21 protein-coding genes and 1 pseudogene are annotated in these 22,580 nt (G+C 67.3%); 5 read left to right on the forward strand and 17 right to left on the reverse strand.

Annotated features, from left to right (window positions below; genetic code table 11):
- The first annotated feature begins 37 nt into the window (after positions 1 to 37).
- A complete protein-coding gene (locus RHA1_RS18280) occupies positions 38 to 310 on the forward strand; it encodes a hypothetical protein (RefSeq protein ID WP_011596331.1) in 273 nt (90 codons plus the stop codon).
- Positions 311 to 537: 227 nt separating this feature from the next.
- On the opposite strand, the gene RHA1_RS18285 is transcribed toward RHA1_RS18280, so the two are convergent.
- The 5 genes and pseudogenes from RHA1_RS18285 to RHA1_RS18300 form a co-directional block, all read right to left on the reverse strand.
- Complete coding sequence (locus RHA1_RS18285) at positions 538 to 1,068, reverse strand: DUF1269 domain-containing protein (protein ID WP_011596332.1); 531 nt, start codon at positions 1,066 to 1,068, stop codon at positions 538 to 540.
- A gap of 307 nt (positions 1,069 to 1,375) precedes the next feature.
- Positions 1,376 to 1,879, reverse strand: a complete 504-nt coding sequence (locus tag RHA1_RS53620) for a 3-hydroxyacyl-CoA dehydrogenase family protein (protein WP_423816275.1) — start codon at positions 1,877 to 1,879, stop codon at positions 1,376 to 1,378.
- A pseudogene (locus RHA1_RS53625) lies at positions 1,853 to 2,340 on the reverse strand (3-hydroxyacyl-CoA dehydrogenase NAD-binding domain-containing protein); the annotation flags it as partial. The pseudogene RHA1_RS53625 and the gene RHA1_RS53620, both read right to left, overlap by 27 nt.
- 55 nt (positions 2,341 to 2,395) lie before the next feature.
- On the reverse strand, positions 2,396 to 3,328 hold the full coding sequence (locus RHA1_RS18295) for an alpha/beta hydrolase (RefSeq protein WP_011596334.1): 933 nt from the start codon (positions 3,326 to 3,328) through the stop codon (positions 2,396 to 2,398).
- A gap of 14 nt (positions 3,329 to 3,342) precedes the next feature.
- Entirely contained in the window at positions 3,343 to 4,812 is a 1,470-nt protein-coding gene (locus RHA1_RS18300; RefSeq protein ID WP_167540972.1) for a flavin-containing monooxygenase, read from the reverse strand.
- A 159-nt stretch (positions 4,813 to 4,971) separates the two neighbouring features.
- Here RHA1_RS18300 and RHA1_RS18305 point away from each other — a divergent pair, with 159 nt between their 5' ends.
- Together RHA1_RS18305 and RHA1_RS18310 are read left to right on the forward strand one after the other, a co-directional pair.
- Complete coding sequence (locus RHA1_RS18305; RefSeq protein ID WP_193384935.1) at positions 4,972 to 6,219, forward strand: PucR family transcriptional regulator; 1,248 nt, start codon at positions 4,972 to 4,974, stop codon at positions 6,217 to 6,219.
- 178 nt (positions 6,220 to 6,397) lie between these two features.
- Complete coding sequence (locus tag RHA1_RS18310) at positions 6,398 to 8,113, forward strand: alpha/beta hydrolase (protein WP_050787326.1); 1,716 nt, start codon at positions 6,398 to 6,400, stop codon at positions 8,111 to 8,113.
- A 20-nt stretch (positions 8,114 to 8,133) separates the two neighbouring features.
- Here RHA1_RS18310 and RHA1_RS18315 read toward each other — a convergent pair whose 3' ends face one another.
- From RHA1_RS18315 to RHA1_RS18365, 11 genes are all read right to left on the reverse strand, one after another.
- The gene (locus RHA1_RS18315) at positions 8,134 to 8,964 is read right to left on the reverse strand and encodes an alpha/beta fold hydrolase (protein ID WP_016884660.1); all 831 of its coding nucleotides are present in this window, start codon (positions 8,962 to 8,964) and stop codon (positions 8,134 to 8,136) included.
- Entirely contained in the window at positions 8,961 to 9,413 is a 453-nt protein-coding gene (locus RHA1_RS18320; protein ID WP_011596339.1) for a MaoC family dehydratase, read from the reverse strand. Before RHA1_RS18320 ends, RHA1_RS18315 begins: the two co-directional genes overlap by 4 nt.
- Positions 9,414 to 9,439: 26 nt before the next feature.
- Positions 9,440 to 11,137 (reverse strand): PHA/PHB synthase family protein, encoded by a 1,698-nt coding sequence (locus RHA1_RS18325; RefSeq protein ID WP_011596340.1) that lies wholly within the window; start codon positions 11,135 to 11,137, stop codon positions 9,440 to 9,442.
- A 16-nt stretch (positions 11,138 to 11,153) separates the two neighbouring features.
- Positions 11,154 to 12,725 carry a long-chain-fatty-acid--CoA ligase gene (locus RHA1_RS18330; RefSeq protein ID WP_011596341.1) on the reverse strand — a complete coding sequence of 524 codons (1,572 nt, stop codon included), beginning with the start codon at positions 12,723 to 12,725 and terminating at the stop codon, positions 11,154 to 11,156.
- Positions 12,726 to 12,761: 36 nt separating this feature from the next.
- Positions 12,762 to 13,409 (reverse strand): CoA transferase subunit B, encoded by a 648-nt coding sequence (locus RHA1_RS18335; protein ID WP_011596342.1) that lies wholly within the window; start codon positions 13,407 to 13,409, stop codon positions 12,762 to 12,764.
- Position 13,410: 1 nt separating this feature from the next.
- The gene (locus tag RHA1_RS18340; protein WP_011596343.1) at positions 13,411 to 14,169 is read right to left on the reverse strand and encodes a CoA transferase subunit A; all 759 of its coding nucleotides are present in this window, start codon (positions 14,167 to 14,169) and stop codon (positions 13,411 to 13,413) included.
- On the reverse strand, positions 14,166 to 14,774 hold the full coding sequence (locus RHA1_RS18345; RefSeq protein ID WP_011596344.1) for an RBBP9/YdeN family alpha/beta hydrolase: 609 nt from the start codon (positions 14,772 to 14,774) through the stop codon (positions 14,166 to 14,168). The genes RHA1_RS18340 and RHA1_RS18345 overlap by 4 nt, the downstream gene beginning before the upstream one ends.
- Positions 14,775 to 14,801: 27 nt before the next feature.
- Positions 14,802 to 16,133: an MFS transporter gene (locus tag RHA1_RS18350; RefSeq protein ID WP_011596345.1), complete on the reverse strand. Its 1,332-nt coding sequence runs from the start codon at positions 16,131 to 16,133 to the stop codon at positions 14,802 to 14,804.
- A gap of 121 nt (positions 16,134 to 16,254) precedes the next feature.
- Entirely contained in the window at positions 16,255 to 17,307 is a 1,053-nt protein-coding gene (locus tag RHA1_RS18355) for a beta-keto acid cleavage family enzyme (protein ID WP_009476856.1), read from the reverse strand.
- A 49-nt stretch (positions 17,308 to 17,356) separates the two neighbouring features.
- Positions 17,357 to 18,271 (reverse strand): TauD/TfdA dioxygenase family protein, encoded by a 915-nt coding sequence (locus tag RHA1_RS18360; RefSeq protein WP_011596346.1) that lies wholly within the window; start codon positions 18,269 to 18,271, stop codon positions 17,357 to 17,359.
- A 36-nt stretch (positions 18,272 to 18,307) separates the two neighbouring features.
- On the reverse strand, positions 18,308 to 19,282 hold the full coding sequence (locus tag RHA1_RS18365) for a quinone oxidoreductase family protein (protein ID WP_009476858.1): 975 nt from the start codon (positions 19,280 to 19,282) through the stop codon (positions 18,308 to 18,310).
- 137 nt (positions 19,283 to 19,419) lie between these two features.
- Here RHA1_RS18365 and RHA1_RS18370 point away from each other — a divergent pair, with 137 nt between their 5' ends.
- Positions 19,420 to 20,430, forward strand: a complete 1,011-nt coding sequence (locus RHA1_RS18370) for an AraC family transcriptional regulator (RefSeq protein ID WP_011596348.1) — start codon at positions 19,420 to 19,422, stop codon at positions 20,428 to 20,430.
- Here the strand turns inward: RHA1_RS18370 and RHA1_RS18375 are convergent.
- The gene (locus tag RHA1_RS18375) at positions 20,406 to 20,993 is read right to left on the reverse strand and encodes a GNAT family N-acetyltransferase (RefSeq protein ID WP_011596349.1); all 588 of its coding nucleotides are present in this window, start codon (positions 20,991 to 20,993) and stop codon (positions 20,406 to 20,408) included. The two genes, RHA1_RS18370 and RHA1_RS18375, sit on opposite strands and share 25 nt — an antisense overlap.
- A gap of 191 nt (positions 20,994 to 21,184) precedes the next feature.
- On the opposite strand from RHA1_RS18375, the gene RHA1_RS18380 reads away from it, so the two are divergent.
- Positions 21,185 to 22,546 (forward strand): MFS transporter, encoded by a 1,362-nt coding sequence (locus RHA1_RS18380; RefSeq protein ID WP_011596350.1) that lies wholly within the window; start codon positions 21,185 to 21,187, stop codon positions 22,544 to 22,546.
- Positions 22,547 to 22,580 lie beyond the last annotated feature (34 nt).

A 22,580-nucleotide genomic window follows, 5' to 3' on the forward strand; every position in this document is an offset into this window, starting at 1 on the left:
CGTGTCGCCGGCGTCAAGACTGGAAGGAACCTCTCAGATGACTGTCGACCGAGAAACCCTGGAACTGTTCTCCGCGCCGGACCGGATGGAAATCCGCCTCGGCACTGTGGAGTTCACCGACGGTGCACTGGCCAGGGACACCGTGGAGAAGACGTACGACCATATGGACTTCCGGCACGGAGTGAACGTCTTCCTCAACGCCTTCCAAGGGGCGGTCGTTGATGTTCGACGCATCCTTCGGTTGTACAGCCCGCTGCGATCCTTCTTCGACAAGACTTGGCGACCGAGCGAAATCGAGCGGGTGCAGTAACGCGGGAGGGAAGTCTTCCGCGAGTGTCCCAGGGAGGCGACCTGATGCCCGACCACTCACCGGCGCCGACACGCACGAGTCGGCGTGCACAGCTGCGCGGAGCGATTGCGCGTCCGACACTGACAAAGCGCCGAGAGCCCACGGACCCCGTCTAGAAGAATCGGGCTCGCCCTCGACGTCGTGCGACCGGAGGCGCGAGGCGTCGGACCGTCATGTCGGTGCCGTTCTCAGGATTTGGAGGCCTCGTCGATCTCCTTGCTGACCTGCTCGGTGTCCGCCTCGAGTTGCTTCTTGGTCACCTTGGATGCGCGTTCGAGTGCCTTCTCGACGCGCGCCTCGAGGTCCGTCGCCGCAACGACGATCAGTCCGCTGTCACCGTCGTCGAGCAGCTCGCCCACTTCCTTCAGGTCGGAGCGGCTCATCCCGGCGGCGACGTGCCCGCCGAGGGCCCCGAGACCGGCTCCGCCGGCGCCGCCCAACAACAGCCCGGCCCCGAGCCCGACGGCGGGGAACAGGGCAACGAGCGCACCCCCGACCAGGCCGATGCCGAGTCCGCCCCAGGCGCCCTGCCGGGTCGGCTGCTCATGCTTCTTGACGATCTTGATCTTGCCATTGTCCGTTCTGGTGATGACGGCGGCATCGTAGGTATCGACGAGGCCCGTCTCGACGTAGAGATCGTGCACGGCGTCGTAGTCGGCGATCGCGGCGTCCTGCGAGTCGTAGGTCGCCGCCAGGAGAGCGAATGTATCGAGGGCCATGGTTTCCTCCATGTGATGTGGATTCGGTGGGTCAGTGAAAGCTCGGGCTAGGTCGGCCACCCGGCCGGTAGGGTCGACCGGCTCGGCCGGCAGTTGGCCTTCGTGCGGCATGGCTCCAACCGATCGCGGATATCGATTGACGACACCTCGATCCGGTTGGGCATGCCGTAGCGCCTCGCATTGTGTCCGGCTTCCAGCCTCGACACCCGCAGCGCCGGTCACATCCCCCGAAACGGGTGACTACCCGCGTAGTGGGTGCGTGCGCATGAGGATTACGGGCATAGTGCTGCCACATCGCGCCGGTGGCCTATTGGCCGGCGGGTGCGAGCAGTAACGCCCTCTCCGCGATGTCGGAGGCTGCGGAAATGTCTGGGGGAGAAAGGAAGTCGTCGGCACCGTAGGCAGGATCGGGATAGTTGTAGTATCCGTGTGCTGTCTGCAATCCCAGCAGACCCTGATCGAGGAAGTTCTTCTCGATGTAGTGGGCATTCCGGAGCATCTGCTCGTCGTTGTTCACATGTCCCCAGTGGTCGAGCACATTGAACACGGTGGTCATGCCGATGACGTCCATCAACCCCAATGGGCCCATGGAGCAGCCACGATTGACGATCATGTACGTTCGGTCGACGTCCTCGGCTGTTGCGACATCGTTTGTCACGAGAGTCTGTGCGGCATTCAGCAGGGGAACGAGCCAGGTATTGATGGCGTACCCATTCTGCTGCTTCTGTATCGGGACGGGGACCATGCCGATTTCGATGCCGAACTCGGTGGCCGCGATCAACGTATCTCGCGCGGTTTCCGGGTGCGCCATGATCTCGACGGCATTCAGTTTCCAGATGAGATTGGCGAAGTGCAGCGCGCAGTATTTTTCCGGACGTCCGGTCGCTGCCGCAAAGTCCTGCGGCAACAATGTCGACGAGTTCGTCGCGATCATCGTGTGTTCGGGGAGGTGCGGTGCCATGGTCTCGTAGACGCTGGTCTTCACGTCGGGCCTCTCCGATACCGCTTCGATGACCAAGTCTGCATGCTGAACGGCCTCGGAAATGTCGGTGCTGTAGGTCAACCGTTTCCGGGTCTTCGCGATGTCCTCGTCGCGGCGACGTCCACGCGGTAGATGTCGGCGTACATTTCGTGCGCAGCACGGCAATTGTCGATGGCCTTCTGGTGTAGGTCGTAGACGACAACGTCCTTTCCCTTGAACGCGCTGTGCCATGCAATCTGCCCGCCGAGGACACCTGCGCCCAATACGGTGACCCGATTCAGGTCGGACATAACTTCTCCGTTCGTGTTCGGTGATGCACATTTCTGATGTGCGATAGGTGCCGTCTCACATCGTCAGTGACGGCGTGCTGCGGACGGGGTCGAGGACTTGGTGGAGAAAGGCGAGCTGGTCGGCCAGTGCCTGCTGCTGCCACGGCCCCTGGTAGACGTCGAAGTGATCGACGGGGTACTCGCGTAGTTGCGCGAGCGGACCGGCCTTCGCGGCGGTCCGGCGCGCGGCGTCAGGCGGCGCGATGCGGTCGCGTGAGCCGACTTGCACCAGGATCGGGCAGGTGAGACGACGGGCGAACGTAGTGGGCCGGTTCAACCCGACCTCCAGTGCTGTGCGTGCACACACTTCGTTGCGCCAGGTGGCGCCGGCCATGGAGGTGTAGGCCTCCTCGGCGCCGGGCGTGCTGATGATCGCCGCCGACCCGGGCTGCCCGACCACCGGAACGTGGTGCGGTGCGCGCTTGGTCAGCGCACGGGCGACGTCCCGCAACCCGTGTCCGGTGGCGCGAACCAGCTGGCCGGGTCCGGCATAGCGGGCGATCTGCACCAGGGCGGCCGACCCGTCGGTGGCCGGTGTCATGGAAACGACCGCCGAGATGCGCCGATCCTCCGCCGCGACCGCGATGACGTGACCACCGGAGTACGACGTCCCCCACAGTGCGATCCGGTCCGGGTCGACGCCCGGCAGGCGGCGGGCCGCATCGATCGCGGCACGGTAGTCCTGTCGCTGACGCCGGAACGAAACATCCTGGCGTGGACTGCCGTCCGAGTCACCGAAGCCGCGGTAGTCGAAGACGAACGCATCGATGCCTGCCTCAGCGAATGCCTCGGCGTAGCTCAGCAGGCCGGTGTCCCGGGTGCCGCCGAAGCCGTGTGCCATGACCACGCACGGCCGGCCGGGTTCCCGGTCCGCCGCGTCGGTGGTGGCCGGAACGTGCCAGGCCGCACAGGTGACGCCGTGGCTGGTGAAGGTGATCTCGTTCTTCATCGTGCTCGCTCCGATCACGAGGCCAGCAGAGCCGGCTGGTTGGCGGTGAATCGCAGGTCGGCGTCCTCGATCGGCCCCTCACGCAGCCGCTCGACGTCCTTCTCGTAGGCCATCGCGGCCGTCCACGGGCCGCTGGTGCCTGCACGGGGGAACGCGGCGACCGCACGCTGGACGTATCCGGAGGTGAGGTCGAGCAACGGGACCCGTTCCATGCCCGGATCGGTGAGGACCGGTTCGACTGTGGTGTAGCCGCGCTCGTCCATGTGGTCGAGCAGTCGGCAGAAGTGCTCGCTGATGAGGTCGACCTTGAGCGTCCAGGAGATGTTCGTGTAGCCGAGTGCGAACACGAAGTTCGGTAGGCCGCTGAGCATCATCGACTTGTAGACGGTCGTGTCGGGCGGATTCACCGGCTCTCCGTCGACACTGAGCTGGATCGCACCGAACGCGAGCATGTTCAGACCGGTGGCGGTGACGACGATGTCGGCCTCGAGTTCCTGGCCGGACTCGAGCCGGATCCCGGTTGCGGTGAAACGCTCGATCCGGTCCGTCACGACCGAGGCGTGGCCTGTCGAGATCGCCTTGAACAGGTCGCCGTTGGGCACCATGCACAGGCGCTGATCCCAGGGGTTGTAGCGGGGGGTGAAGTGGGTGTCGACGTCGAAGTTCTTGGGCAGTTGGCGGCGGGCGTTGGCGATCAACAGCTTGCGCATGAGCTTCGGGGAGCGGCGGCAGGCCTTGAAGATCCCGCGGTGCATCATGATGTTCTTGCGCCGGATGATCGGGTAGGCACGCTTCGGGCCGATCAGCTTGTTGAGCGTGTTCGCGATCGCGTCCTCGGCCGGCAGCGAGAGCACGTAGCTCGGCGAGCGCTGCAACATCGTGATGTGCGCGGCGGTGCCGGCCATCGCGGGGATCAGCGTTGCCGCGGTCGCGCCGCTGCCGATGACAACCACCTTCTTGCCGGAGTAGTCGAGCTCTTCGGGCCAGTGCTGGGGATGAACCACTTGGCCGGTGAAGTCCTCGATGCCGTCGAACTCGGGCGTGAAGCCGGCCTCGTGGTTGTAGTAGCCGGTGCCGGAGAACAGGAATCGCGCGGTGATCTGCACGGTCTCGTCGCTGCCGGAACGTTGCGCGGTCACGGTCCAGCGCCCCGCCGACGAGGAGAACTCCGCCGACGACACCCGGTATCCGAATCGGATGTGCTCGTCGATGTGGTTCTCGGTGACGGTCTCCTGCAGGTAGTCCAGGATGATGTGCGCGTCGGCGATCGCCTTCTTGTGCGTCCACGGCTTGAATCCGAAGCCGAAGGTCGGCATGTCGGAGTCCGAGCGGATCCCCGGGTAGCGGAACTGGGTCCACGTCCCGCCGATCGCGTCCTTACCCTCCAGGATCGCGAACGTCGTGTCGGGCCGGCGGGTCTTCAGGTGGTAGGCCGCACCGATTCCGGAGATGCCGGCGCCGATGATCAACACATCGAAGTCCATGGTCTCCACCTCGGGGATTGTCGTGATCGTCACTGGGGTCTCCTGGTCGCTGTCGTGCGAGGTTGTGATGTGTTTCACAGTAGGTCTGCACCCGCGCCCAGCGACATGTCCGCTCGCCTAATCCTTGCCCCCAACTATGTGCGGTAGCACACTCGTTTCATGACCAGCGGAACGACCCCGACTGTGATCGTGGGTCTCATGGGTGATGTCGCCGAGTCGATGCTCGCCGAACTCGATCAGTTCGTCGAAGACATGGACGCCGAGGAGGTCAAGCTGGCCCCAGCGCTGGGCGCCGATGCAGCAATCGCGGCGGAGATGTCGGCAAGCAACCGCGCGAACGTCGCGCGCCTACTCACTACACTCGCACGCCGCGACGGCCGCGCCGCACCGATCGACGTCCCACCGGAGGCGCTGGATGTAGTCCGCACCGTCGTTCGCCGCGGCAGCGACCTCGACGTGATCTTCCACGCCTACCGCCGAGGGCAGAACCTGGTGTGGCAGAGCTTCATCGCGCATGCCGCACGGATCGTCCCACCGGGCCCGCAGCTCGTCGAGTTGTTGGAGGCGTTTTCGCAGCACCTGTTCGAGTACGTCGACCACGTGATCGGCCGTGTCATTGCCGACGCGCAGCGCGAGCGCGAGGAGGTGCTCGGTGGTGCGCTCGCACGCCGTGTCGAGACCATTCGTCTGATCCTCGACGGTGCCCCGATCGACAGTCGCCGAGCCGGCGAACGCTTGGGGTACGAGCTGGCCCGGCGCCATACCGCACTCGTGTTGTGGGCCCAACCGCCCGGCGAGGTGCAGGGCGCGCTGGAGTCCGCCGCCACCAGCCTCGCCCGCGCCGCCGGTGCGCGCCCTCCGCTGACCCTCCCCGCCGGGACCTCGACGCTGTGGGCATGGTTCGGCACCGACTCCGACCCCGCGCTCGACACACTGCGCGACGCGCTCACCCGAGCGCAACCCAATGTCCGCGTCGCGGTCGGCCCCACCCAGCCCGGCATCACCGGGTTCCGCCGCTCACATGATGCGGCGCTGACCATCCAGCGGCTGCTCAGCGGGCATCCGAGCGGCGCGCGCCTAGCGCTCTACCGCGACCTCGAAGTCACGGCGCTGGCAGCGCAGAACCCAGACCGCGCGGCCGATTTCGTCGCAACGACGCTGGGCCCGCTCGCCGCGGACACACCCAGTGCAGCTCGGCTCCGCGAGACCTTGCGGGTGTTTCTCGACGAAGCGGACAACGCACCCCGCGCCGCCGTCCGCCTGCACACCCACCGCAACACCGTCCTGCAACGCGTCGCGCGTGCAACCGAACTCCTCGGTCACCCTCCCGGCGAACGCCGGCTGGCGCTCGAACTCGCGCTCGAGCTCGCCCACCAGATCGGGCCACGGGTCCTCACCCGGACCTGACGAACGATTCAGGATCCCGGGGTCGCGTGCGGACACCGGTCTCACAGGTCGCCGATGACGCCGGGGTGAGCGGACTCGGCCGAAATGCGAACATCCCACGTGGGCTTCGATGTTCACGGGACGCGGTGTGATTGCGGATTGCCGTCGAACGCGACTCTGTGACGGCTACGCTTGGTAGGTGCCGAACGAAGTGATCGACGGTGCACCCGAGCGCGAAGCCGGTCCCGTCCGGCCACCCGGGTATCGCCGCTGGCTTCCGGACCGCTATGCCTTCGGGGGGCTGGTGGTCGCGGTGCTGTTCGTGTGGCTGTCGTTGACGCCGACACTGCTGCCGCGTGGTCCCTTCTTCCAGGGATTGGTCACCGGCGTTTCGGCGGCAATCGGCTACGCCATCGGATTCCTCGGTTCCAAGTTGATCCGCTACCTCGTGCACCGGGAGGCGCCTGCCCGGGTGAAGACAGTGGTGCGCCGGGTGGCGTCGGTGATCGGGATCGTCGGAACCGCGGCGATGCTGGTGTGGTTCTGGGATTGGCAGTCGCAGTTGCGGGCGATCATGAGTGCCGCACCGTTCCCGTGGTTCGGCTATCTCGTCATGGTGATCGTGGCGGTGCTGATCTACGTCGGGTTGGTGGCGCTGGCCCGCGTGCTGCTGCGGGCGGTGTGGTGGGTCGAACGCAAGATCAGCCGGGTGGTGCCGCGGCGGATCTCGGCGACGGTCATCGGTGTACTGGTGGTCGCGCTGCTGTTCGCACTCGTCAACGGCGCGGCGGTGCGGGTGATCATGTCGGGGTTGAACAATTCGTTCGCCGCCGTCAACCAGGAGACCAAGGCCGGTGACGAGCCGCCGACGTCGTCGCTGCGTTCGGGCGGGCCGGACTCACTCGTCACGTGGGATTCGCTGGGTCGGCAGGGCCGTTCCTTCATGTCGCGTGGTCCGACCGTCGACGAATTGTCCACGTTCAATGGCGGGCGGCCCGCGGTGGAGCCGATCCGGACGTACGCCGGGCTCGCCAGCGGCGGCGATTCGATCCGCGAGAACGCCCAACTGGCAGCGGACGAACTCGAACGCGCAGGCGGGTTCGATCGTGCGGTCGTCGGTGTGGCCACGACCACCGGTACCGGGTGGATCAACGAGAGCCTCGCCTCCTCGCTGGAGTACATGTACAACGGCGACACTGCGATGGTCGGGTTGCAGTACTCCTATCTGCCGAGTTGGCTGTCCTTCCTGGTGGACAAGGAGCGGGCCCACCAGGCCGGGGAGGCCTTGTTCGACGCGGTGTACGACAAATGGAAGGTGTTGCCGCCGGGGTCCCGCCCGAAGCTCGTCGTGATGGGGGAGAGCCTCGGCTCGTTCGGGGGCGAAAGTGCATTCGGCAGTGTCGACGACGTCGAGGCGCGCACCGACGGTGTGTTGTTCACGGGACCGCCGAACGCGAACGAGATCTGGACCGACGTCACCACGAACCGCGATCCGGGCTCGCCCGAATGGCTTCCGATCTACGAGCAGGGCGAGACCGTTCGATTCGGTGCGCGGGCGCCGGAGGACCTGCCGCGCCCCGACGCCCCGTGGGGACGGCCACGGATGGTTTATCTGCAGCACCCGTCGGACCCGATCGTCTGGTGGTCGCCGGAATTGCTGCTGAGCGAGCCGGATTGGCTGAAGGAGGACCGTGGATACGACGTTCTCGACAGCACCCAGTGGTTCCCGTTCGTGACGTTCCTTCAGGTGGCGGCCGACATGGCGGTGTCGACGGGCGTTCCCGACGGGCACGGACACACGTACGTCGTCGACATCGCCGACGCGTGGAGCGCAATCCTGTCGCCCGAGGGCTGGACCCCGGCGGATACCGAGCGTCTGCGGACGACGCTTGCGGCGATCGGGGAGGACGGCTGACCTGTTGTGTGGGCCGACGGCTACGGAGCCGCGAGAAAGGTCGTGACAGCAGGGGCGAGATCGGCTGCATTGGTGACGATGTCGAGGTGCCCGCCGGGGTGGAGGTGCAGGGTCGCGTGCGGCAGGAGCGCGTTCATGACATGGGCGTTGGCGACGGGAATGATCGGGTCGTCGGTGCCCGCGACGATCAGCGTGGGCTGCCGGATGAGTGGTAGTACCGGCAGGCTCGTCCACACCGCCCCCGCGAGGAGTTGGTGGAGATAACCGATGCGCGAGCCCGTGTGCGTCTGCTTCCGAAAGATGCGCGCAACGCCCTCGCCGCCGTCGCGGGCCGTGCCGCCGTACAGGTCGCCGGCGATGGCCGCGGCGTAGCCGGTGTCGGTGAACCGTCTCGGAGTCAGCATCTTCGCGAGCACACGCGGGTGGCCGGGAATCATCACGGCACCGGTTCCGGTGGCGACGAGGACGAGTCGGCGGCAGCGCCGCGGGTTCTGCAGGGCGAACTGCTGGGCCAGCGCTCCGCCCCAGGACAATCCGAGGACGTCGACGGCACCGACCCCGATCTCGTCGAGGAGGCGGCTCAGGCCGCACGCGAGCGCGGGAATGGCGTACGGGACCGGTGATGCCGGCGAACCCCCGGTGCCGGGAACGTCGAAGCGGATGATCGGCGCCGCCGGGTCCATCGCGGCGACCAGCGGGTCCAGCACTTCCAGGCCCGCTCCGATGCCGTTGCACAGAACCAGGGGCACACCGGTCCCGCGGCGGATCCGCACCCGGATCCGCCGACCCCCGACCGGAACGACCCTGTCCTCGAACCGGTCGCTCCTGCCGAACAATTCGGTCACGCTCACGTGTAGAGCACCACGACGTCGGCGACGCACACCGGACGCGTTCCGCCGTCGATCTCGTAGGTCAAGCGGAAGACGGCCTCGATGCCGGCCGGTTTCTGCCCGGCCGAGATGACGGACACGGTGACGCGGAGCGCGGAACCGACGGGCACGGGAGCGGGGAACCGCACCTTGTTCAGGCCGTAATTGAGGGCGGCGTGGACGCCGTCGACGGTGAGAACCTCGGCGAGGACGCTCGGCGCCAGCGACAGCGTGAGGTAGCCGTGCGCGATCGTGCTGCCGAAGGGGCCGCGGGCCGCGCGTTCGGGATCGGTGTGGATCCACTGGTGGTCCCCGGTCGCGTCGGCGAACAGATTCACCTGATCCTGCGCGATTTTCAGCGTGCCGGTGGTTCCGATGGTCTGTCCGACGAGATCGAGGAGATCGGTGGGTTGTGTGAGATGCATGGGCATGGATTACCTCTGTGGTGTCGAGCGGGTCAGCTGTGGTGGACGTAGGTGCCCGGGGCGGGACCGAGCGGGGGGAACTGCCGGGCGCCGAGGCCGCCGGGGGCGTCGATGCCGGGTCCGCTGCGCTCGGCGAGCCAGCGGGCGTAGTCGGGCCACCACGAGTCCGGTGCGGTCTCCGCCGCGGTCAGCCACTCGTCCGGGGTCTCCGGGGCGGGCTGCCCGAATCGGAAGGACGCTCGCGGATTGCCCGGCGGGTTCACGAGTGAGGCGATGTGACCGTTCGACGACAGCACGAACCGGGAGTCCTTGCTGCCGAGCAGGCGAGCGCTCCGGTAGGTGGACTGCCACGGGCAGAGGTGGTCGGCGGAGCCGCCGACGACGTATGCGTCGGCGGTCACGGTGGCCAGGTCGACGGGTGTGCCGAGCATGGTCGCAGCGCCCGGCGCCGTCAGCGCGTTGCGCAGTCCGAGCAGGACGAGATCGCGGTGCAGTGCCGCCGCCATGCGGGTTGTGTCCGAGTTCCAGAACAGCACGTCGAAGGCTGCGGGAGCCCGGCCCTGCACGTAGTTGTTCACCCAGTACCGCCAGATCAGGTCGGTCGGACGCAGCCAGGCGAACATCTCGGCGAGGGTGCGGCCGTCGAGATATCCCTTGGCGGCCGAGGCGCGGATGGCGGCTGCGGCGGCGCGCTCGCTCATGACGGCCGCCGCGGTACCGGCCTGGGTCTGGTCGAGGACGGTGACGGCCAGGGTGAGGCCGGCGACGCGGTCGCCCTCGCCGACCTGGGTGAGATGCGCGGCGACCATCGCCGCGAGAATCCCGCCCGAGCAGGTGCCCAGGAGGTGGGCGCTGTCGGTCCCGGCGATGCACTGCACCGCGTCGAGCGCCTCCACGATCGCGGCACCGTACGTGTCGGCACCCCAGTCCCGGTGGCGGGCGTGCGGGTTGCGCCAGGAGATCGCGAAGACCTGCTGACCCTGCTGCAGGAGGTACTCGACGAGACTGCGGCCCGGTGCGATGTCGAGTATGTAGTACTTGTTGATGACGGGTGGGACGATCAACAGCGGTGTGGCGTGGACCTTTTCCGTCTGCGGCGTGTAGTGGATCAGTTCGAAGGTGCGGGTCTGCAGGACCACGGCACCCTTCGTTGCAGCCACGTCCTCCCCGACGGCGAACGCGTCGGGTTCGACCATGGCAGGCACGCGAGGGCTCGACAGTATGTCGCGCACGAACGCCCGGACGCCGCGTGCCGCACTGAGACCGCCGGTATCCACCATTGCCTTCCAGCCCAGCGGGCTGAGAAGTGGATTGTTGGTGGGGGACAGACCTTCGACGAGGTTGTCGAGAACGAACCGCATCCGCTCGTGGTCACGCCAGTCGAGTTCGGCGTCGTCGAGCAGGGCGGCGGCGGTGTGCGATGTCGCGAGATACGCCTGCATCGCCCGGCGCAGGGCCGGATTCTGCTGCCACGCGGCGTCGCCGAAGCGCTTGTCGGCCTTCGCGGGAGATCGGTCCGAGGTGCCGGCGGCAATTGCGCCGAGTTCGCGGGCGAGGGCGCCGCCGAGCCGGGCGAGGGTCCCCGGACGGCCGGCGAGGCTGACCCCGAGGCGGCCCCACGAGCTGTCGGGCAGCATGCGGGCGGCGACGCCGCGGGTTCCGCTGGTGAGGAGGAGGTCGAGGGGAGCGGTGAGCTCGTCGGGGATGGTGGGGAGGGGAGTGTCGCTCACGCTTGTGCTTTCGGTATCAGAGTGCGGCCGGGGCGCGGCCGAGTTCGCGTTTGAGGATCTTGCCGGTGGCGGTCATCGGAAGGGTGGTGACGAATTCGACGGTGCGGGGGTACTTGTAGCTCGCCATCTGCTGCTTGGCCCAGGCGATCACCTCGTCCGCGGTGACCTTTGCGCCCGGCTCGAGGATGACGTACGCCTTGATCTCCTCGCCGTGGCTGTCGTCGGGGACGCCGACGACGGCGGCGAGAGAGATGGCGTCGTGGCCGAGGAGGACCTCTTCGATCTCACGGGGGTACACATTGAATCCGCCGCGCACGATCAGGTCCTTGGCCCGGTCGACGATGTAGTAGAAGCCGTCGTCGTCGATACGGGCGAGGTCGCCGGTCCGGAACCAGCCGTCCCGCAGCACTTCTGCCGTGGCGTCCGGGCGGTTGTAGTAGCCCTTCATGATGTTGTGGCCGCGCAACGCGATCTCGCCGATGTCACCGGCTCCGGTGACGGTGTTCCAGTTCCTGTCGACGAGCCGGGCCTCGATTCCCCACACCGGGACACCGATCGAGCCGGGCCGTGGATCGCCGCCGGGGTCGCTGAACGTCGCGAGCGGTGACGTCTCGGACAGTCCGTATCCCTCGAGGATCTGGACACCGAAGCGGTCGGCGAACCGGGTGAGGATCTCCACCGGCAGCGCGGCGCCGCCGGAGATCGCGAGTCGCATGTTGCCGGCGATGCGGTCGATGTCGGCGGGGTGTTCGTCGAGGGCGCCGAGCAGACCCCAGTACATGGTGGGCACCCCGGCGAATACGGTGATGTTCTCCCGTTCGATGAGGTCGAGTGCGGCGGCGGCCTCGAACCGGGGCAGCAGAACGAGGGTCGCCCCGACCGAGATTCCGGCATTGAGGGTGACGGTCTGGCCGAACGAGTGGAACAGCGGGAGGGTCACCAGGTACCGGTCGTGGATGGCTGGAGTGATGTCGAAGAGCCGGTTGGCGGTCAGCGCGTTGAGCACCATGTTGGCGTGGGTGAGCTCGGCGCCCTTGGGTTTTCCGGTGGTCCCGCTCGTGTAGAGGATGACAGCGGTGTCCCCGGGTTCGCGGACCACGGTCTCGACCTCGGTGTCGCGACCCGCGACGGCCTCCGCGAGCGTTCCACTGCCGTCGATCGTGGCGGGAGCGTCCGGGTCGGCGGTGATGCGGAACATGGTGCGGCAGTGGGGACTCTGTGTGAACGCGGACCGCCCGTACTCGCCCATCGGCAGGTCGGGGGTGCCGTCGTAGCACAAGTACGCCTTGGCGTCCGAATCGGCAAGGTGGTACGCGATCTCGCGGTCCTTGAGCAACACGTTGAGCGGTACGACCACGGCGCCGGCCTTGAGGATGCCGTAGTAGACGACGGGGAACTGGGGGATGTTGGGACAGGAGAGCGCGACCTTGTCACCGGGTTCGATGCCGCACGACATCAGCAGGTTCGCGACCTGGTTCGACCGGGCGTCGAGGTCGGCGTACGTCATCCGTGTGTCGCCGAGAATCAGGGCGTCGCGGTCGGGGAATCGGCGGGCGGAGTCTTCGAGAAGGACGGAAAGGTTGAGCACGGGAAACTTTCTCGTGGTGGGCGGGTGGGAGAAGCGCTACGACAGCGCCGCTGCGGTGGCGGCGCGCACCAGGTCTGCGGTGACCCCGGGCGCGCACTCGCGCAACACGAGACCGGAGTCGGTGACGTCGACGACGGCCAGGTTGGTAATGATCCGGTGCACGACACCGCGTCCGGTGAGAGGCAGGGTGCAGCGTTCGACGATCTTCGGGGCACCGGACTTGTCGCAGTGCTCCATGACCACGATGACTGTGCGGGCGCCGTGCACGAGGTCCATCGCACCGCCCATGCCCTTGACCATCTTTCCCGGAACCATCCAGTTCGCGAGGTCGCCTGCCGCGGAGACCTGCATTCCGCCGAGGACGGCGGTGTCGATGTGGGCGCCGCGGATCATCCCGAAGCTGAGCGCCGAATCGAAGAACGATGCGCCCGCGTTGACGGTGACCGTTTCCTTGCCTGCGTTGATCAGATCCGCGTCGACCGCGTCCTCGTCCGGATACGGGCCGGTCCCGAGGATGCCGTTCTCGCTGTGCAGCGTCACGTCGACCCCCGGCGGCAGGAAGTTGGGGATCAGCGTGGGCAGCCCGATACCGAGGTTGACGTACTCGCCCGGCGACAGTTCTCGGGCGGCACGGGCTGCCATGTCCTCGCGCGTCCAGCCGATCGTCTCGACGATGGTCGTCATGTCAGTCCTTCCTCGCGGCGACGGTGCGTTTCTCGATCTGCTTGTCCTGAGTCCCGGTGTGGACGATCCGGTCGACGAAGATCCCCGGCAGGTGCACCCGCGCCGGGTCGAGGACACCGGGCTCGACGAGTTGCTCGACCTGCGCGATGCAGACACGGCTGGCCATCGCGGCGAGCGGGTTGAAGTTGCCTGCGGCCTTGGCGAAGACGAGGTTGCCTTCGGCGTCGCCGATGCGGGCGTGGACGAGTGCGAAGTCGGCGGTGATCGACTCCTCGAGCACATACTGGCGGCCGGCGAACTCGCGGATCTCTTTCGGCGGAGACGCGACGGCCACCGATCCGTCGGCGGCGTACCGCCACGGCAGCCCGCCGTCGGACACGGGCGTTCCGACCCCGGCGGGGGTGAAGAACGCGGGGATCCCCGCACCGCCGGCACGCAGCTTCTCGGCCAGAGTGCCCTGCGGCGTCAGTTCGACCTCGAGCTCACCCGTCAGGTATTGGCGCGCAAATTCCTTGTTCTCCCCGACATACGACGCGGTGACGCGGCGAATCCGACTGTGGGCGAGCAGGATACCGAGTCCGTGGCCGTCGACGCCGCAGTTGTTGGAAAACACCTCCAGATCGGTGGCGTCACCGGCGGCGATCGCGGCGATCAGCTCGTCCGGGATTCCGCACAACCCGAACCCGCCGACCGCCAGCGACGCACCGGAGGTGATGTCTGCGACCGCTTCGGCTGCCGAACCGAAGACCTTGCGCGTCATCGGCCACCTGCGTTCGCGAGCCCGGGAACGACCGTGCTCTCGATCAGTTCCCGGAGCAGTTCCTCGGCGTACGGCCAGTACCCGTAACCGGCGGCAGGGTTGAGGTGTCCGACCGCACCGAGGTCGACGAGCCGGCTCCCCCAGGCCTCGGCCATTCCGGCGACCCGACGGAATCGGGCCAGCGGATCGTTCGTGCTGGCGGCGACGACGCTGGGGAACGGCAGCCGGCGGCGGGGGACGGGATCCCAACCACCCTGCTCGAGTTCCTCGGGGGTGGGATACCCCGCGGGCAGTGGTTCCTCGAGGTCCGGTGGGGTGGCGAGCAGGGCGCCCTGGATCGGGCGGGTCGACTGCTGCGCCCAGTGGACGGTAATCGCGACTCCCGCACTGTGAGCGACCAGCACGACCGGGCCGTCGATGTCGGCGAGGACGGTGTCGAGGGCGGCGACCCGGGCCGCGAGGCTGAGCTTGTCCCGTTCGAGCGGCGGCACCGTCCGCGCGGTGTCGAGTCTCTCGGCGAGCAAGGTCTGCCAGTGGTCGGCGACGTGGTCCCGCAGTCCGGGCACGATCACCACGGTCGGTGAGGTGGAGGTGGAGGTGGTCACGGTCGGCTCCAATTCTTCGGAGGTGGATCAGGCGGGTGCGGCGGCGAGGGCGGCGAGCTTGCGGCGTCCGGCCGGGTAGGCGCGCTTGCCGAGGATCAGGGCCACGATCGCGACGATGTAGATCAGGGGAGCGATCTGCAGGGCTGTGACCAGGCCGAAGCGGTCGGCCAGCACCCCGACGGCGAAGGGTCCCAGTGCCAGTCCGAGGAGGTTGTTGGCCAGGGTGAGGGTGCCGAAGGCTGAGGCGCGCACCGACGAGTGGGTGAGGTTCGCGACCATCGCGGCGATGGGGCCGGACGAGCCGGCGGAGAAGAAGGCACCGATGCCGATCAGGACCAGTTGGGGCGTGCCGGTCGGCAACTGGAACCCGGCGCCGAGGAAGACGAGGGAGATCACTCCGAAGACCACCGCGGTGGTCCATTTCCGCGCCGGGTCGTTGCGGCTCACGCGGTCGGTGATGATGCCGCACACCACCATGCCGCTGCCGACGAGGAGGACGAAGATCGAGGCCATCGCACCGGCCTTGTCGAGAGCGAGACCGTAGGATCGGTTGAAGAAACTCGGCAGCCACGCCAGAAGCACACCGGCAGTAAACATCTGGAGACCACCACCGATGTAGGCGAACACGACGGCGGGGGTGGTGAACAGGCTCGAGATCGGCGCCCGGAATCCGGCGGGGCCGGGTGCGTCGGCAGGGTCGTCGTCGGCCGCATGCTGAGCAAGTTTGCGTTCGGAGACCAGAGCCCGGAACAGGGCGACGAGCATGAGCCCGAAGACGGCCATCGCGGCGAACGACCAGCGCCAGCCGAGGTTTACGGCGATCACGCCGCCGAGGGCGACGCCGATCACGGACCCGAACGATCCGCCGCCCATGAAGGCGCCGCTGAGCGTGGAGTGCACTCGCGGGGCGAACACGCTGAGAACCACCGCGATGCCGACGCTGCCGTAGGCGGCTTCACCCACGCCGACCAGGAAGCGGGCCCCGAGCATCTGCTCGTAGCTGCTCGCCACGGCGCAGAGCAGTGTGGCGATGCTCCAGAGCACGGCCATCAGGACGAGGCTCTTCACACGACCCCACCGGTCGGCGAGCAGCGACAGCGGAAGGGTGAGCAGTCCGACCATCAGCGCGACGACGCTGCTGAGCGACGCCAGCTGTGAATCGGTCAGTGTCCATTCGGTTTTGAGGAGCGGGAAGACGGCACTGAGGACCTGCCGGGACATGTAGTCCGACAGCAGCAGGCCGAAGGTGAGTGCGAAGACGATCCAGGGGTAGAACCGCGACCGGGAGGCCGGAGCGGTGCTCCCGGTGGTGGTATTCGGGGTGGTGGTGTTCAGGGCGGTGGTGGCAGGCAGTCCCATGAGGCCTCCTATGGCCGTCAGGAGTGATAAAGGGGTGGGGGAGAGAGCCGGCCGTGCTCGTGTGAGCGGCGGTCTGTCCGGCTCTCTCCCCGGCGTGATGCAAATCCCCCGGCGCCGAAAATCAGGCGTGGTGGGTGAAGCCGACCTGTCCGGGACGGCGGTTGGGCGCGTAGCCGAGCTTGGCGAGGGTCTCGTCGGCATCGGCGTAGGTCTGACCGATCCGGTAGATGTCGCGGGCCTCCTTGCCGGTGGCCACCTCGCGGCCCAGTTCACCCGCGACGCGGACCAACTGCTCGACCTGCTGGACGGAGGTCATCTTCTCGCCCTTGCGTCCCCAGATGGTGTCTTCGTTACCGCAACGGGGGTGCAGGCCCATCGCGATCGCCATCGCGTTGACCGGCAGCACGCTGCGCATCAGGGTCTCGAGGGTCAGGCAGGCACCGTCCGGGACTCGCTGGATGAAGTTCATGATGTTGTACGGGTTGGGGCCGTCGAAGCCGCCGCCGATGCCGACCCAGGTCAGGTTGAGCGGACCGGTGTAGATCCCGCGCCGGATGAGCCGCTCGACGGTCTCGAGCTGGGGGATGCTCGAGAGCTGGAAGTGCGGCTGAATTCCTGCCGCCTGCAGGCGACGCAGATGCTCCTCGACCCACGCCGGGCCTGCCGGTACCGTCATCTCCCGGTACGCCTCGGCGAGCTCGGGCCGCTCCATCGAGGTGCCGGCGATGTCGTCGGCGGTCATGAGTTCCATGATGTTCATCTGAGAGGTGTTGATCGCGATCGTCACCTGGTCGGGTGCGGGATCGAGGTCGGCCAGCATGTGCCGCGTGTCGTCCGAGAGCCACTTCGCATCCGCGCCTTCGCCTTCGGGTGCGAAGGAGATCGATCCGCCGACCTGCAGGATCATGTCCGGCACCGCCTGGCGCAGTCCGGCGAGCAACTCGTTGAACTTCGAGAGCCGCTTGGAGCCCTTGCCGTCGAGCTCACGGACGTGGATGTGCAGAACGGTGGCGCCGGCCTCGTAGCAGTCCACTGCCTTCTGGACGTGCTCGTCCATCGTCAGCGGCAGGTCTTCGCGGAAGTCGTCCGGCTCCCACTCGGGACCGTACGGGGCACACGTGATGACCAGCTTCTCCTGGGTCTCGGGGAAGAGGGCGTCGTCGTGGAAGTGCATGGGTGTTCTCCGTTCGAAATCGGATCTGATGAATAGGGGCTGTGAGAATTCAGAAGGGCCGGTCGCCGACGATTCCGGCGCGTTCCATCTTGCGGACGGCCGGCCAGTAGTCCTGGACCGCGTAGTGCTGGGTGGACCGGTTGTCCCAGATCGCCACACTGTTCGGGGTCCACCGCCACCGCACCTGGTACTCGGGGATCGCGGCCTGGCTGATCAAGTAGTTCAGCAGGTTGCTGCTACCGGGTGCGTAGTCGATGCCGTACCGGATGTTCTCGGGGGTGTGGTAGTTGACGAAGTGGGTCGCGAAAGCGTTGACGAACAGGATCTTTTCACCGGTCTCGGGATGCGTGCGCACCACGGGGTGCTCGGCGTCCGGGAACCGCTGGTGCAATGCGTGCCGCTGCTCCGTCGGCTGGGCCGCGCCGAACGACGCCTCGATGCTGTGCCGGGCACGGAGTCCGTCGATCTGCTTCTTCACCGCGTCGGGGAGTTTCGCGTAGGCCTCGGCCATGTTCACCCAGATGGTGTCGCCGCCGACCGGGGGCGTCGCCACACAGCGGAGCACACAACCCATGGGCGGGTTCTCCCGCCAGGTGGCGTCGCAGTGAAAAGCGTTCTCGTAGTGCTCGGCCGGGCTGTCGAGGTCCTTGTAGATCTGCACGAGCCCGGGATGATCCGGGTCGCTGCCCGCGACGGGGTGATCCTCGAGCGGACCGAACCGTTCGGCGAGCGCCACGTGCTCGGCGCGGGAGATGTCCTGGTCGCGCAGGAACAGGACCTTGTATTCGAGCAGCAGTTCCCGGAGTTCGGCGAACAGGGCGTCGTCGCGGGAGGCGTCGCCGAGGTTCACGTCGAACAGTTCGGCGCCGAGGGAACACGTCATCGGTGCCAGCCGGAAGGAACCGGACGGGGAGAGGATCGTGTGCCGTTCGGGTGAATGCGTCAGTTGCGCAGTGTCGTTCATGGTGGTGTCTCCGTCGTGGTGAGAGGTGTCGCGCCGTCAGAGGCGGAACACGGAGGAGCCGATGCTGCGGCCGGACTCGAGATCCCGGTGTGCCTGGACCGCGTCCTCGAGCCCGTAGCTCTGGTTGATCTCGATCCGGATTCGTCCCGCCTCGACGTGGTCGAACAGTTCACCGGCGAGTTCGGCGCGTTCGGCCGGGTCGGCGATGTAGTCGGCGAGCGCGGGGCGGGTGACGAACAGCGACCCCTTGACGGCCAGCTGCATCGCGTTGATCGGAGGAATCGGTCCGGAGGCCGTTCCGAAGCACACCAGCAGACCGCGCCGGGCGAGGCAGTCGAGCGAGGTCTGGAAGGTGGACTCGCCGATGCTGTCGTACACGACGGGGACGCCGGCACCGTTCGTGATCTCCCGAACCCGCTCGGCGACGTTCTCCCGGGTGTAGACGATCACGTGCTCACACCCGTGGGCGCGGGCGATCGCGGCCTTCTCGTCGGTGGACACGGTGCCGATCACGTTGATGCCCAGCAACTTTGCCCACTGCGTGAAGATCAGGCCGACGCCGCCGGCCGCCGCGTGCAGGAGCACGGTGTCGCCCGCCTTCAGCGGGTGGATGCGGCGCAGCAGGTAGGCGGTGGTCAGACCGCGCATCGTCATCGCGGCCGCGGTGTCGAAGCGGATCGCTTCCGGCAGCGGGATCAGCGGTGCGGCCGGCATCACGCGTTCGGTGCTGTAGGCGCCGAGGGGGCTGCCCGTGTAGGTGACGCGGTCACCGACCTGCACGTGGGTCACGCCGGAGCCGACTTCCTCGACGACACCGGCCGCCTCGACGCCCATGCCCGCGGGCAACTCGGCCGGATACAGGCCGGTGCGGAAGTAGGTGTCGGCGAAGTTCAGTCCGACGGCCTCGTGCCGGATCCGGACCCCGTGGGGGCCGGGCTCCCCGACCTCGACGTTCTCCCACCGCATGACCTCGGGTGCGCCGTGCTCGTAGAACCGAACAGCCTGTGCCACTGTACTTCTCCTCGTCGATGTGAAGGCCGCCGCTTCGGCCTCGTGCTGTGATGCACCTAACAGTAGGGTCGCGATGAGGCGCATGCTTATCCCTGCGAGACAGGCGGCGTATCATTTCGGGACATGCTGGAGGCGGTATGAAACCCCTTGCGCGGTACGCGTCACTGAACGGGTACGTAGAGCTGTGCCGGTCGCTCGGACTCGAGCCGGCACCGCTGCTGCGCTCCGCCGGTCTGGACCCCTCCGGGCTCGGCCTCCAGGACCGCTGGATCCCGGCCGCGGCGATCGCGTGGTTGCTCGAGGCGTCGGTAAGCGCATCCGGGTACGACGACTTCGGGCTGCGCCTCGCCGAGCGCAGGCAGTTCTCCAACCTCGGCCCTCTCAGCCTCGTCGTGCGCGAGGAGCCCGACGTCCGCAGTGCCCTGCGCGTCCTGACCAGGTACGAGCACACCTACAACGAGGCGCTGCGGACACGGATGTCGGAGCGCGGCGGTCTGGTGACCTTGCGCGTCGAATTGGACGTGGGCGAGACGACCGAGATTCGGCAGTCGGTGGAACTGGCCGTCGGGGTGCTGCACCGGCTGCTGCGCGGCTTCCTCGGGGGCGGCTGGAAACCGCTCGCCGTCTGCTTCCCCCATCCGGCTCCGCCGGACACGGCGACCCACCGACGCCTGTTCGGGCCGGTGGTGAACTTCGACCACGAGTTCGCGGGCATCGTCATCGAGGCCGGCGACCTGGCTGCGCCGAACAAGATGTCCGATCCACTGCTCCGTCCCTACACCCAGCAACTCCTCGAGTCCTGGGAGCCGTCGGACGACGTGACCATCGTGAGCCGGGTCCGCGAGCTGATCGAACTACTGCTGCCGACGGGCCGCTGTTCCGTCGAGCAGGTGGCTCGCAGCCTGGGTGTGGACCGGCGGACGGTGCATCGCCGCCTCGCCGAGAGCGGCGAGACGTTCTCGACCGTCCTGGACGCGACCCGCGTCGAACTCGCCGAACGGATGGTCGCGAATCCCCGCCTGAGTCTCACCGAGATCGCGGACATGCTGGCGTTCTCGGCGCCGAGCAACTTCTCCCGCTGGTTCAGTGGGCGGTTCGGATGCAGCCCGAGCCGCTGGCGAACTCAGCGGTCGGGCGACACCGGCTGAACCGGCCGGCACCCGTCCAGATCGAGCCTGCTGATGTAGTGGGCGCCGTCGTCGATGGGATTGTCCGGTGGGAGGTAGCCCTCGCCGACGCGGCGGAAGCCGGCCTTCTCGAGCGCGCGCCACGACGCCCGGTTGGGGACGACGACGGGGACGACGATCGCGGTGGCGTCGGGTAGGTCGGCGCGGCACTTGGCGACGAACGCGCTGATCATCGCGGTTCCCAGCCCCCGGCCGGTGTGTTGCGGGTCGCCGACGTAGTAGTCGATGGAGATGCTTCCCGGTGGGATCTCGACGAGGGCTGCGAGGAGCGCGAGGTCCTCGGGGTAGTCGGCGATCCGGTACCGCTGGATGAATCCGAACGGCAGGCCGCCGCGCAGGACGAGGAAGTCCTCGCACGGCTCGGTGCCGTCGATGCTGCCGCCGAAATCGCGCTCGATGTCGGCGTCCGCGGTGTCGTGGTTCCAGAACCGCGCGACGTGCGGTTCGCGGAGCCATCGTTGCAGTTGAGGGAAGAATTCGCGGGTCGTGCGGACGAATTCGAAGGTGACTGCGTCGGCGCTCACGACAGGAAAACTAGCAGGAATCCCGTCGATTCAACTTCGGCATCGATAACGAGAATCTTTGACTTGGACATGTATCGACCATGCCTCTAGCGTGACTCCTATGACTCAGGTCACGCCTGGTAGCCGGGCGTGATCGGAGTCCTCCAACGTTCCCCGCACCGCCAGCGCCAGCACACAGAGAGGAGTCACCGATGACCCTCCCCCTCGCCGTTTCCCCGGCAGTCGACAGCGCGGTCTCCAAGATCTTCCGTCGCGTCGTCCCGCTGTTCATCGTCATGCTCATCTGCAACCAGCTCAACAGATCGAACATCGGTTACGCGCAGACGCATCTCGAGGCGGACGTGGGAATCGGCGCCGCGGCGTACGGCTTCGGTGCGGGTGTCTTCTTCATCGCCTATGCGATCTTCGAACTGCCGTCGAACGTGCTCATGGAGAAGTTCGGCGCCAAGGTGTGGCTCACCCGCATCATGATCTCGTGGGGCCTGGTGTCCGCGGCGATGGTGTTCGTCAACGGCCCGGAGATGTTCTACGTCCTGCGGTTCCTCCTCGGTGTCGCCGAGGCCGGCTTCTTCCCGGCCATCATCTTCTACTTCACCCGCTGGCTGCCGAACAACCACCGCAGCCGCGCCACGGCACTGTTCATCGCCGGGTCCTCCATCGCGGCCGCCATCTCGGGGCCGCTGTCCGGACCGCTGCTGTCCCTCGACGGACTCGGTGGGCATCACGGCTGGCAGTGGATGTTCGGGCTGGAAGGCCTGCTGTCCGTCGTCGTCGGATGCATCGCCTACCGTCTGCTCGACTCGAAGATCGACGACGCGAAGTGGCTCACCGCCCCGGAAAAGGCCGACCTGCAGGCCGTCATCGCCGAGGAGGACGTGCTGCGCAGCGAGGCGTCCGCGAAGCGTGGCGAGTCGGGCTCGCGCTGGAAGCTGCTCCTGCAGCCGCGGATCCTGGTGTGCTGCGGCATCTTCTTCGCGATCACCATGGCGATCTACGCCAACACGTTCTGGCTCCCGTCGATCATCCGCCGCATCCCGGGCACCAACGACGTCACCGTCGGGTTGCTCTCCTCGCTGCCGTGGATCTGCGCGATCTTCGCGATGTACTTCTCCAACCGCTCCGCCGACCGCACCGGACGGCACAAGCCCTACCTCGTCGCCGCGCTGCTCATCGGCGGTGTCGGCACGATGGCCGCCGCGTTCGTCACGCCCTGGCTGGCGCTTCCGCTGCTGTGCATCGCGACGATGGGATTCAAGAGCGCGAGCCCGCTGTTCTGGTCCATTCCGCAGCGCACCCTCCACCCGATGGTGCTGGCACCGGCGATCGCGATCATCAACTCGCTCGGCAACCTGGGCGGCTTCGTGGCCCCGTTCGGCTTCGGAGTGATCAAGGAGCAGACCGGCACGGTGACGATGGGCCTCGTCGTGTTGTCGCTCTTCGCCCTGGCCGCCGCCGCGGCGGTGACGTACTTCCGGCGCGACAAGGAAGACATCGACGAAGTCGCGGACCTGGCAGAGGTGGGCTCCGACGAGCCCACCGTGGCAGCCAAGTGACCTCTCACCGGCACATACGAAACGCAGACGAGAA

This window comes from Rhodococcus jostii RHA1 (assembly GCF_000014565.1).
GTDB lineage: Bacteria > Actinomycetota > Actinomycetes > Mycobacteriales > Mycobacteriaceae > Rhodococcus_F > Rhodococcus_F jostii_A.